Origin of the sequence: Hymenobacter sp. UYCo722, assembly GCF_040547115.1 — a bacterium.
GTDB lineage: Bacteria > Bacteroidota > Bacteroidia > Cytophagales > Hymenobacteraceae > Hymenobacter.
In genome coordinates, this window is record NZ_JBEPPC010000009.1 from 55,508 (window position 1) to 67,814 (window position 12,307).

9 protein-coding genes are annotated in these 12,307 nt (G+C 61.4%); 7 read left to right on the forward strand and 2 right to left on the reverse strand.

The genetic code is table 11. The features are described 5' to 3' along the window. Positions 1-19: 19 nt before the first annotated feature. From ABIB44_RS18290 to ABIB44_RS18305, 4 genes are all read left to right on the forward strand, one after another. Entirely contained in the window at positions 20-748 is a 729-nt protein-coding gene (locus ABIB44_RS18290) for a CDP-alcohol phosphatidyltransferase family protein (protein ID WP_354586119.1), read from the forward strand. A 142-nt stretch (positions 749-890) separates the two neighbouring features. Beyond that, positions 891-4,880, forward strand: a complete 3,990-nt coding sequence (gene porU, locus ABIB44_RS18295) for a type IX secretion system sortase PorU (RefSeq protein ID WP_354586120.1) — start codon at positions 891-893, stop codon at positions 4,878-4,880. A 57-nt stretch (positions 4,881-4,937) separates the two neighbouring features. Further along, positions 4,938-6,191: a type IX secretion system outer membrane channel protein PorV gene (porV, locus tag ABIB44_RS18300; protein WP_354586121.1), complete on the forward strand. Its 1,254-nt coding sequence runs from the start codon at positions 4,938-4,940 to the stop codon at positions 6,189-6,191. A 149-nt stretch (positions 6,192-6,340) separates the two neighbouring features. Next, a complete protein-coding gene (locus ABIB44_RS18305; RefSeq protein ID WP_354586122.1) occupies positions 6,341-7,624 on the forward strand; it encodes a M16 family metallopeptidase in 1,284 nt (427 codons plus the stop codon). 74 nt (positions 7,625-7,698) lie between these two features. On the opposite strand, the gene ABIB44_RS18310 is transcribed toward ABIB44_RS18305, so the two are convergent. Together ABIB44_RS18310 and ABIB44_RS18315 are read right to left on the reverse strand one after the other, a co-directional pair. Next, positions 7,699-9,072 carry an NAD(P)/FAD-dependent oxidoreductase gene (locus ABIB44_RS18310; RefSeq protein ID WP_354586123.1) on the reverse strand — a complete coding sequence of 458 codons (1,374 nt, stop codon included), beginning with the start codon at positions 9,070-9,072 and terminating at the stop codon, positions 7,699-7,701. Between the two features lie 222 nt (positions 9,073-9,294). Beyond that, a complete protein-coding gene (locus ABIB44_RS18315) occupies positions 9,295-9,984 on the reverse strand; it encodes a carboxypeptidase-like regulatory domain-containing protein (RefSeq protein ID WP_354586124.1) in 690 nt (229 codons plus the stop codon). A 101-nt stretch (positions 9,985-10,085) separates the two neighbouring features. Between ABIB44_RS18315 and ABIB44_RS18320 the strand changes: the two genes are divergently transcribed. The 3 genes from ABIB44_RS18320 (at position 10,086) to ABIB44_RS18330 (ending at position 12,264) form a co-directional block, all read left to right on the forward strand. Then, a complete protein-coding gene (locus ABIB44_RS18320) occupies positions 10,086-10,472 on the forward strand; it encodes an ArsR/SmtB family transcription factor (RefSeq protein WP_354586125.1) in 387 nt (128 codons plus the stop codon). Positions 10,473-10,598: 126 nt separating this feature from the next. Continuing rightward, entirely contained in the window at positions 10,599-10,919 is a 321-nt protein-coding gene (locus ABIB44_RS18325; RefSeq protein WP_354586126.1) for a (2Fe-2S) ferredoxin domain-containing protein, read from the forward strand. 106 nt (positions 10,920-11,025) lie between these two features. Then, positions 11,026-12,264 (forward strand): BamA/TamA family outer membrane protein, encoded by a 1,239-nt coding sequence (locus ABIB44_RS18330; RefSeq protein WP_354586127.1) that lies wholly within the window; start codon positions 11,026-11,028, stop codon positions 12,262-12,264. Positions 12,265-12,307 lie beyond the last annotated feature (43 nt).

The following is a 12,307-nucleotide window of genomic DNA, read 5'->3' on the forward strand; positions in this document are numbered from 1 at the left end:
GCTAACTGATAATTGACCTTTGAAAAGACATCTGCCCAACGCCGTTACCTGCCTCAACCTGCTGTGCGGCTGCCTGGCGCTGAAATACGTTTTTGCCGGAGAACTCGAAACGGGTGCCTGGCTGGTAGCTGCGGCGGCCTTGGCCGACTTTGCCGATGGCCTGCTGGCCCGGGCATTGCGCGTATCGTCGGCCATCGGCAAAGACCTGGACTCGCTGGCCGACATGGTATCGTTTGGCGTGGTGCCGGGCGCGATGCTGTTTAGCTTGCTGTATATGGCAACCGGGCAGGAACCCGGCGATGCGGGCTACGCCTTACGAAGCACGGCCCTGACCGAAATACTGCCTTACGTGGGGTTCTCAGTGAGCATCTTTTCGGCCCTGCGGCTGGCCAAGTTCAACAACGACACCCGGCAGACTACCTCCTTCATCGGCCTGCCCACCCCGGCCTGCACGCTGGTGGTGGCTTCGCTGCCGCTCATTCTCTCGCACGACACCTTTGGGCTGAAAGCCGTCATCCTGAACCCGATAGTGCTGGTGGGGCTCACGATACTGCTATCGGGCCTGCTGGTAGCCGAGCTGCCGCTGTTCGCCCTGAAATTCAAGACCCTGCGCTGGGCGGATAATCGCCGCCGGTTCATTTTCCTGCTGCTGGCGGCAGGATTATTGCTAGGGCTGCAGGCCGCCGCCGTGCCGCTCGTGGTGTTGCTCTACGTGTTGCTGTCGGTGCCCAAAACGGCAGCGCGCTGATACATGGCAATAGTTGGAGGCGGCGTGGCAATAAATTCCGGTTTCGGCGGTTAAAGAAGCCGCTGGCCGGCGAACCCCCAGGCCCGCCCTGCTGTTGCGAGGGCGGCCCGGCCGACGATACGTAGCAAATTATCAGGTGTATATGCGTCCTTTTTCTCTCTTGGTTGCGTTGGTGGGGGTGATAGCGGGGCTGGGAGCAGCCCCGGCGCAGGCCCAAAACGCCGTGCACGGTGTTATCAAGTGGGGCGGCTACGCCGAGGTTCCCACCCGGGGTACCCGCCATCAGAAAGTGCCGACTTTTGAGGAAGCCCGCGCGGTTTTCGACGACCAGGTGGGCTGGTACAGCCTGCGCCTGCCCGGGGCCGCTGCCCAGGGCGAGTTGCTGAACCTGGTGTACGAGCCCTTCACCCCAGCTGATGCCAAGCTCTTTGATGCCGCCCGCCTGCCCACCAGCCCCGAGCCGCGCCTGAACACCGGCACCGAAATGAAGCTGCCCGTGACCTACCTGAGTGTGCGCCCGGTCCGCCGCAGTCCCCAAACCGGCCAGCCCGAGCGCCTCGTGGCGTTCGACTACCGCTACCAGCCCGTGGCGGCGCGTACTACGGCTGGCGCGGCCCACGTCTTCGGCCCGAGTTCGGTGCTGGCCAGCGGCGACTGGTTTAAAATCGGCGTGGCCGAAAGTGGCGTGTACAAGCTCGACAAGGCTACCCTGAGCAAAATGGGCCTGAACGTGGCCAGCCTGAACCCCAAAAACCTGCACCTCTACGGCAACTCGATGGGGATTCTGCCCCAGCCCAACGCTGCCAAGCGCCCCGATGACCTGGCCGAAAACAATATTCTGTTCGTCGATGGCAACAACGACAACGTATTAGACGACAACGAATACTTCCTGTTCTACTCGCCGGGGGCCCACACCTGGGAGGCGCAGGGCGGCGTGTTCCGGCATCGCAACAACATTTACACCGACACCACTTACTACTTTGTGGGGGCCAACGGCCGGGCGGGCCTGCGGGTGCCTACCGCCGCCGCGTTGCCCGTAGCCGGTGCTGCCACCGTCAGCACCTTCACTTATCGCGCTTTTCACGAGCACGACCTGCTGAACCTATTGCACTCGGGTCGCGACTGGGTGGGCGAGGGCTTCCGGGCCGGTGGGCAGCAGGATTTCGCGTTTTCGGGAATTCCGGACTTGGTAGCCGGTGCGCCGGTGCGCGTGTTTGCCTCGGTGCTGGCCGGTTCAACTACGCCCAGCCTGTTCCAGTTTACCCTTAATGGCGCGGCGCTGGGCAGCATTACGCTCACCCAACGCCCCAACTGCGATTATTGCGCCGTGGCTACTACGGGCACTTCGACCTTGCAGGCCACGCTGGCCAGCCCCGGCAGCGAGCTGAAAGTGGGCCTGACGTACAGCAGCCCCGACGGCACCGCCGGCGGCTACCTCGACTACCTCGACCTTAATGCCGAGCGCCAGCTGCGCCTGAGCGGCGCGCAGCTCGAGTTCCGCACGCTGGTCAACATCGCACCCGGGGCCCGGAACCGCTACGTGCTCGCGGGTACCACCGCCAACACCCAGGTGTGGGACGTGACCAACCCCCGCCAGGCCCGCGCCCAGCCGCTTGACCCGAGCGGGACCTTCGTGGCTCCGGCCGATACCCTGCGCGAATTCGTGGCTCTGGAGCGCGGCGGCACGTTTGCCACGCCGCGGGCCTTTGGCAAAGTATCCAGCCAGAACCTGCACGCCATCAACCTCGACCAGCGCCTCGACCTGGTGATTGTGGCTCCGCCTGCGTTCCGGGGGCAGGCCCAGCGCCTGGCCGACCACCGTGCCCAGCACGACAACCTGCGCGCCGTGGTGGTAACGACCACCGAGGTGTACAACGAGTATGCCTCGGGCGGGCAGGACGTGACGGCCATCCGCGACCTGATGAAGCAGGTATATGAGCGGGCTCCGGCTGGCAAGCACCTGCAGCTGCTGCTCTTCGGCGATGCTTCATTCGACTATAAATCGGACCCTTACAATAACAAGGACTTCGAGCCGACCTGGTGGCGCGACCGGGTGCCGTTCAAGAGCGACGCCGATTTCGACAAAGCCAACCAGAACCTCGTGCCCACCTACCAGTCGCGCGAGTCGCTGACGGCCTTTGGAGCGGTGAGCAGCTACTCCTCGGACGACTATTACGCTTTGCTCGATGACAACGAGGGCGAGTGGAGCGAAACCACTCCCGGTACCGAGCTGCTTGATGTGGGCGTGGGCCGGCTACCCGTGCGCCAGCCCAAGGGCGAGCTCACCAGCACCGACCAGGCTCGGACGATGGTCGACAAAGTGAAGAGCTACGACGCGGCCCCGTCGTTCGGCAAGTGGCGCAACCGCATTACGCTGGTGTCGGACGATGGCAACGGCGACCTGTTCGTGGGCTACGGCTCGGAGTTGATTACGGACATTATCCAGACCAACCACCCGGTGTACAACGTGCACAAAGTGTACCTAGACCTTTACCCGCAGCTGGCCGTGGCGGCCGGGCAGCGCTCACCGGCCGCGAATCAGGCCATCGACCAGTCCATCGAGCAGGGCTCGTTAATTGTGAACTACCTGGGCCATGGCGGCCCCAAAGGATGGGCCGATGAACAGATTGTGAGTAATGCCTCGGTGCTGGCGCTGCGCAACAGCAACAACCTCGCATTCTTCACCACGGGCACCTGCGATTTCAGTACCTACGACAATCCGGACTTCACCTCGGCCGGCGAGCAGGTGCTGACTGACAACACCACCGGCGGCGCGATAGGCTTGTTCACCACCACGCGGGTGGTGGATGCGGGCTCGAACGCGGAGCTCAACAAGGCCTACTTCAACCGGATACTGCAGCCGCTGGCGGGCGGGCAGTTCCCGGCCATTGGCACGGCCATTATGTTGAGCAAGAATGACTATCCGGGGCCGGGGCTGCCGGGCGTTATCAACAACCGGAACTACACGCTGCTGGCCGACCCCAGCATGACGCTGGCTTACCCACGCCAGACGGTGGTACTCGACAGCGTGCGCCGCCGCAACACCAAAGGAGCCTGGGTAACGGCCGACACGCTGCTGGCCCTGTCGCGCGTGCGCCTGCACGGCAAGGTGCTGAGCGGCGGTGCGCTGAGCACCAGCTTTACCGGCCGGGCCCAGGTCACTATTTACGACAAGCCCACCAAGGTGAAGACGTTGGGCGACGAATATATCGCCAGTCTGCCTATTACATGGGGAGATTCAAGCCGGGCTGTAATAGTACAAGAGAGCATCATCTATGGCGGGCAGGCCGATGTGGTGAATGGGCAGTTTAGCCTGAGTTTCGTGGTGCCCAAGGACATTAACTACAACGTGGGCGTGGGCAAAATCAGCCTTTATGCCGCCGACGCCGGCCACGGCACCGATGCCAACGGCTACCAGCTGCCCAAAGTGGGCGGTGCCTTCAAGGGGGCACCCAGCGACACCAAGCCGCCGGAAATCAGCTTGTTTATGGACAGTGAACAGTTTGCCTTTGGTGGCCTCACGGCTCAGAATACCACGCTGCTGGCCAAGCTGCAGGACGAAAGCGGTATCAACACCACTGGCGCGGGCATTGGGCACGACATCACGGCCATCCTCGACCACGACCCCACCAAACTGCTGACGCTGAACGATACGTACGTGGCTAATGTGGGCGACTTCACCATCGGCCGCGTCAATAACCCGTACAAGGCGCTGGCCGCCGGGCCGCACTCGCTCACGCTCAAGGCCTGGGACACCTACAACAACTCGGCCGAGCGCACGATTGAGTTTATCGTGGCCCACGACGAAAAGCTAGCCCTCGACCATGTGTTGAACTACCCCAATCCATTTGCCCATCATACTACGTTCTTCTTCGAGCACAACCAGGCCGGAGCCGAGCCCGACAACCTCGACGTGCAGGTGCAGGTTTTCACGGTCGCCGGCCACCTGGTGCGTACCCTGAACACCAGCGTAGCCACCACCGATGGCTACTCGCGCAGCCTGAGCTGGGACGGCCGCGACGATTTTGACGACCCGCTGGCCCGGGGCGTGTACGTGTACCGCCTCACCGTGCGCTCGCAGCGTACCCAAACCGTGGCTTCGAAATACGAAAAGCTCGTCATTCTCAACTAATCTTATTTCCGCGTTTCTTTGCGTCCCGGCCGCGCCCTGGCCGATTTGTTCCCCCTTATGCAACTACTCGTTTCGCGTTCGCGCCTGGCCCTGGCGGCGGGCTTGCTGGCTTCGGCAGCCACGGCCCAGGCCCAGAATCAAGCCAATCCCCACACCATCACCACGGCGGTGCCCATTCTCACGCTCGCGCCCGATGCCCGCTCGTCGGCCCTCGGCGATGCCGGGGTGGCCACCTCGCCCGATGCCAACGCCTCGTACTTCAACCCCGGCAAGCTGGGCTTCGTGCCTTACAAGTACTCGGTGGGCCTGTCGTACTCGCCCTGGCTGCGCAACATCACCGACGACATGAGCATCTCCTACCTGTCGGGCTACGGCAAGGTGGGGGCGCGCTCGGCATTCGGGGCGTCGCTCATGTATTTTGATTTGGGCACCATTGACTACCGCACGCCCAACAACACGCCTTACGGCTCGTTCAGCCCCAAGGAGTACGCTTTTGCGGTGTCGTACGGCCTGCAGCTTACCGATAATTTGGGTGTGGGCGTGTCGGCCCGGTACATCCGCTCCAACCTGGTCGGGGCCATTCAGGGCAACGACGCCAAGCCCGGCAACGCGGCGGCCGTCGACCTGGGCGTGTACTACCACAAGGACCTGACCATCGGTACCGGCATTTACAACCTGGCGCTGGGCGGGGCCCTGAGCAACCTGGGCAATAAGATTACATACACCGACCCTGAGAATCCGAGCTTCCTGCCCACTACGCTGAAGCTGGGCACGGCCATCACCCGTGAGATTGACCAGTATAACAAAATCACCCTGGTTTTCGACGCGAGCAAGCTGCTGGTGCCTTCGCCCTACTACGAGGAGTTGATTGTGGGCGGCACCCCGGCCGAGCGCGACGCGCAGCTGGAGCGTATTAAGCTGAAAAACCGGGACCTTAATAAACAAACCATCGTCCCGGCTTTATTCAGCTCGTTTGGTGATGCTCCGGGCGGCTTCAAAGAGGAAGTGCGCGAGATTGTGCTCTCGACCGGCCTCGAATACAACTACAACGACCTGCTGTACGCCCGCGGCGGCTACTTCTACGAAGCCCCCGACAAGGGCGACCGCCAGTACGTGAGCCTGGGCCTGGGCGTGCGCTACCAGGTATTCGGCATCGATGGCACCTACTTGGTGCCCACCGGCAGCGGCACCAAAAACAACCCGCTGGCCCAAACCATTCGCATCGGCCTGCACTTTAACCTGAACAAGCTGGCCGACGCTTTCGACGAGAACGGGGCCGGTGGCACCCGCGGCGACACGCCCGCTAACTAGTCTCGCTATTTGGCCCTCAGAACGTCATGCTGAGCTTGTCGAAGCATCTCTACCGCGCAAAGCAACTAATTACTTTGCGCGGTAGAGATGCTTCGACAAGCTCAGCATGACGTTCTTTTTATGTTCTTCATCCCTCTTTTTTCCTGACAATGCTTGACCGTACCCTTGCTCCTCCCGTGCAGCCGCTGGCCCGCGTGGCCCTGCCCGCCGCCGAGGTGCTGAACCTGCCCAGCGGGGCCCGCCTCCATGTGCTGGCCAACGATGCCCAGCCCGTGGTGCGCCTGCAAGCCGTCTTCAAAGCAGGCAAGCTGGCCGAGCCTACGCCCGGCCTGGCCTCCCTCACCGCCCGCATTCTGTTGGAAGGCACCACTACCCGCACCGCCCGCCAGATTGCTGACGAAGTAGCCTTTTACGGCGCGTCGCTGGAATGCGACTCGGGCTTCGACCGGGCCACGCTCACGCTCTATTGCCTCACGCGCCACCTGCCCACGCTGCTGCCGCTGGTGCTGGATGTGCTGACGAATCCCGCCTTCCCGGCAGCCGAATTGCAGCAGCTAAAAACCCGCACCATTCAGAACGTGCGCGTGGAACGCCAGAAAACCAGCTACCTCGCCACCGAGCGTTTCAATGAGCTGCTTTTTGGGGCGGATACCGCCTACGGCCAGCCTTTCGACGAAGCGGCCTACCAGAGCCTCACCGCCGAACAGGCCCGCGCCTTTCACCGCGCGGCCTACTCGCTGGCCAATGCCGAGCTGTTTTTGTGCGGCGACGTGGCCGCCGAGCGCGACCTGGTGGCCCAGGCCTTCGGTACCGACGCGCTGGCCGGCGCGGCCCTTCCCAACCCTAACGCTGTGTTGCCTGAAGCCGCCGTGACCGCGCCCGACCGCGTGGCCGTGCCCGGCAGCCTGCAAGCGTCCATCCGCATGGGCCGGCCGTGGCCCGCGCCCACCCACCCCGACACGCACCACCTGAAACTGCTGGCCAACGTGCTGGGCGGCTACTTCGGCTCGCGCCTGATGCGTAACATCCGCGAAGACAAGGGCTTGACCTACGGCATCTACGCCAGCGTGGCTCCGCGCGAGTACGGTACTTACCTCGTAATCGGTACCGACGTGAAAGGCGAAAGCGCCGACTTCGCGGTGAGCGAAATTGAATCGGAGCTGCGCCGCCTACGGGAAGAATCCATCCCGGCCGAGGAGCTGGAAACGGTGAAAAGCTATTTGCTGGGCAAGTTCGCCAACGAATTGTCTACCGTTTTCGAGCAGTGCGACAAGTACAAGAACCTGGTGTTTCTGGGGCTGCCAGCCGATTATTACACCCAGTTTGTGCAGCAAACCGAAGCCGCCGATGCCGAGGCGCTGCAGGCCCTGGCGCAGCACTACCTGAATGCCGAAGATATGCAGGTTGTGGTGGCGGGTCCGGCTATCGCCTAACAAATAGCTACAGAAGCACGTCATGCTTCGGCTTCGCTCAGCATGACGTGCTTTAATCAAACTAAAACAGCCCTTTACGCTTCCACTTGAATGGCCGGCGGCGTGGCATTATACTCGGCCGTGGCGGTGCGATGTTCGGCGCTTTTTTTGCCCCGGTCATCCTTCACATCGCGCCGACTGAAAGGGCGGATGATGAGGCGCAGGGCCTGGTCGGAGCTAAAGTAGCTGAAAGCCCAGTCGACCAGGGCCACCACCTTATTGCGGAAGCCGACCAGCGTCATCAGGTGCACAAACAGCCAGGTGAGCCAGCCGAAAAAGCCGCGAAAGTGAATGTTGCCGGGCAGGTCGACCACGGCCTTGTTGCGGCTCACGATGGCCATTGAGCCCTTGTTGTTATAAACAAAGTCGAGCGGTTTCTCGATGCGCAGCATGCGCTGGAGGTTGGTGGCGAGGTGGTCGGCGTGCTGCTGGGCTACGGGGGCGAGCATGGGCATGCCTTGGGGCATGTCGGCCGTTACCATGTTGGCCACGTCGCCGATGGCGAAGATGTTGTGCTGGCCCTGCACCAGATTCCAGCCGTTCACGGTGATGCGCTTGTTGCGGGTCACGGCTTCGGCGGGCAGGCCGGGCACTTCGGCCCCGTTCACGCCGGCGGCCCACACCAGGTTTTCGGTCGGAATAAACTCGGTATCGGAATAGTAGGCCTTGCCATCCTCATAGCGCTTAATGGCCGTGTTCAGATGCACGAGCACACCTAGCTCGTTAATGTAGCGCAGCGCGTCGGCCTGCGAGGCGGCCGACATTGGCCCGAGCAGCGCCGGCCCGGCTTCGACCAGAAAAATCTGCATGGCGCGCAGGTCGAGCTCGGGGTAGTCTTTGGGCAGTACGTGCTTGCGCATCTCGGCCAGCGAGCCGCTGATTTCGACGCCCGTGGGCCCGCCGCCCACGACCACGATGTTCAGCAGCGCCTGCCGCTCGGCGGGGTCGCTGGTGAGCAGGGCCTTCTCGAAGTTCTGAAAAATGAAGCTGCGCAGGTTCAAGGCATTGGGGATGCTCTTGATTTGCATGGCGTTGCGCTCTATGCTCTCCAAACCAAAGAAATTGGTGAGCGAGCCCGTGGCCAGCACCAGGTAATCGTAGCGGATATCGCCCACGCTGGTGATTAGCGTGTTGGCGGCCGGGTCGACACGTTGCACATCGGCCATGCGGTAGAAGAAGTTTTCCTGCCCCGCGAAAATCTTGCGAATCGGGTACGCAATGCTGTCGGCTTCGAGGGCCCCGGTGGCTACCTGGTACAGCAGCGGCTGGAAGTTGTGGTAGTTATTGCGGTCGACCACTACGACTTGCACCGGCGCTTTGCGCAGTGCCTGGGCCAGACGCAGGCCGCCAAAACCACAGCCCACGATGACCACGCGGGGCTTATCCGAAACGGGAAGGTTAGTATCCATAGAGACCTCAGATTAGACAGATTCCAACGAACTGAACGGATTTTTTGTGGTTCAGCGGGGGCAAGCCGTCAAGTTAAAACGCGAAAAAACCGGCCTTTGTTTATAAAGGCCGGTTTATACTATTGTCAGCAGCAACGTCCGTTCCAGTCGCAAGCCGAAGCTCGGTAAGGCCCGGAGACGAAAAACAGAGGCTTATTCAGTGCCAGTCCGTTGAATTCGGATTTAATAGTCGTCGTTGCTGGCTTTTTTCTTAAACTCGCCCTTTTTCACCTGCTGAATAAGCTGGAGCCAGCTGAAAGGATTGAGCAGCGGGTTGTTGGAATATTGGTTGGGAGCCATGCCCATTTTGCGGTCGTAGTCGAGGCTCTGGTTGCTCATCGTCTGGCGGAAGTTGGCCGTCGCGCCCACGGGCTGGGTGCGGAAAATGCGGTTCATCAACTCCTCGTTCAGGTTGTCGGCGGCAGCGCTGCCGCGCTCGGTGGGCAGGCGCAGGGCCAGAAAAGCCTTTTTGAAGTCGCGCTCGGTGGTGTATGGAAACACGCGCACCTCGGGCAGCACGGTGGCATCCTCAATCAGCTGAATGACGACCGAATAGCTCTGGCGGCGGAAATCGGGCGGAATAACGATGGTTTGGTTGGCGTAGCCCAGCGAACGAATCACAATGCTGTCGCCGGCCAGCACAGCCATCGAAAAGTAGCCGTATATGTTGGACGAGGTGCCGCGCCCGGCCTTGGGCACGTAGATGGTGGCCCCAGGCACGCCAAGCAGGCTATCGCCGCTGGCCACGATGCCGGTGAACTGAATGACTTGGCGCTTGCCCTGGGCATGCGCGCCGGGCGCGGCCAGCAGCAAACTCAGCAGGAGCACGGCAATAAATACGGGAAGGCCTCGAAGGCGCAAGAAATCAGGCATATTCAGATAGCGGAAGAACAAATATACGCTTGCCGGGGCGGGGGCGTTGATACCTTTGGGTGAGAATGAACGAAGGGCGGAACTCCCTTCCCAGACAGCAGATGCGCTTGAAACATTTCACGGTTGCTTTCGGGCAGCAACTTTTTAAATCGTTGGGCGACGAAAGCCGCGTCCGCATCCTGCATTTGCTGTGGCGCAACCGCGAAATGGTGGTGGCCGACCTCGAACAGGTGCTTGATTTTACGCAGACCAAAACCAGTCGGCAATTATCGTACTTAAAGAATGCAGGTTTGGTGAACGTGCGCCGGCTCGACAATTGGATGTACTACTCGCTGAAGGAAGAGACGGTCGAATTGCTTCAGCAGTTGCTGGCAATGATGGAAAAAGACCCGCAGCTGCTGCACGACCAGCAGATATACCAAACCCTGTGGTCGAACCGCGAGCTGGCCGCCTACAAGCTGCAAAACCGCCACTGGCACGGCCGGTAGGGGAGGGGGAGGAGGAAGCAGGAAATAAGCCCGAGATGCCTCGGCTGCGCTCGGCATGACGCTTCGCTTGTCGCAGCACTTGGCTTTCCGGCAACGCCCGTGCCTCGTCTGCGTTCTACCAGGCATATGAAGCAAATTCGCCGCCTGTTTGTGTGCACCGCCCAGAAATCGGGCGTGGGCAAGGACGTCGCCAAAGCCCTGAAAAAAGAACTGAAGCGCCAGGGCCTGCAAAAGCAGGACGTGGATGGCGAAACCGTGCGCGTTCAGGTGCAGGCCTGCGACTGCCTCGACCTGTGTAAGCACTGCAAAAAAGGCCCCGGGGCCGCCCTCATCGCCTACCCCGAGGCCGTGACGTACGGCGACGTGCTGCCCGCCGACGCGGCTGAGCTGGTGGCCGAGCATTTTGGCCGGGGGCAGGTATTAAAGCGCTTGCACGTGGTGAAATAACGATAGTAGGACCACCAACGGGTTTGCTATGGCCGCCGCTTTCCAACCGTAGCGGGCGTTAATCCGTTGATAGGGCAATTCATTGTTTTTTCACCCCACCGCTCCTATGCGCTTTTCTCTCGCAGCCCTGCTTCTGACAGGGTTGGCTTTCAATGCGGCCGCCCAGCCCGCCGCGCCCCCCGATTCCGTCTATACTAATTCGACCTCGGCCCCGGGCCTGGCCCCGCTCACCACTCAAATGCAGTCGCGCGCGACCAAGTCGTTTGGCCAGCTGGGCAAGAATAAAACGCTGACCCTGCTGCCTATTCCGGTTATCTTTTACCAGGCCGAAACCGGCTTTGGCTACGGCCTGGGCGCGCTGTTGAGCGGCCGCTTCTCGCAGGATACGCTGACGCGGCCCTCCAACGCCCGCCTGCAGTACTGGACGACCACCAAAGGCCAGTCGCTGATTCAGCTGGTGCACTCCGTTTATACGCCGGGCGAGAAATTTTACCTGAATGGCGAAATCAGCGCCTACGACATTCTGCTGTACTACTATGGCAAAGGGCCGAACACGACCAGCGCCAGCGAGTCGGAAACCAATTATAAGCTGTTCATCATCAACCAGCGCCTGCAGAAGCAGGTAGCGCCCAAGCTGTTTTTTGGTGCGCTGTACCGCTACACCAGCATCACCAACGTGAGCGCGCCAGGCAGGACCACGAATGATGGCATGACCAACGTGTTCTACACCGACCCGCGCATAACCGAGCGCGAGCGCCAGAACACGCGCATCTCGGGCTTGGGTCCGGTCATCACCTACGATACCCGCGACGTGCCCCTGGCCGCCTTTCACGGCGATTTGCTGGATTTTGGCGCGACGTTCAACGGCACCGGCCTGGGTTCGGACTACCGCTTCGTGCGCTACCAGCTGGATGCCCGCCATTTCCAGCCGCTGGGCTCGACGCGCACCATTCTGGCGGCGCAGTTTCTGGGCCAGTTCCATACCGGGGACGTACCGTTCCGCGAGCTGGCCGGGTTGGGGGCTAACCTCGGTGGCACGCTCTACAACAACGCCAACCTGCTGCGCGGCATCTACGAGCAACGCTTCCGCGACCGCCAGATGATTATGTTTCAGGCCGAGCTGCGTCAGAAATTGTTCTGGCGCATCGATGGGGCCATATTTGGCGGCGTGGGCAACGTAAACCAGTACATCGACAAGTTTGCGCTGAAGGACACCAAGTACGCCGGCGGCGCAGGCATTCGCTTCAACTTTCTGCAGCGCGACCGCGTGAACCTGCGCCTCGACTACGCCGCCGGGACCGGTAGCTCGCCGGGCATCCTGTTTGCCATCGGCGAAGCTTTTTAAGGCAAACTTCTGTCATTTTAAAAAGCCTCTTCCAGTTACTGGG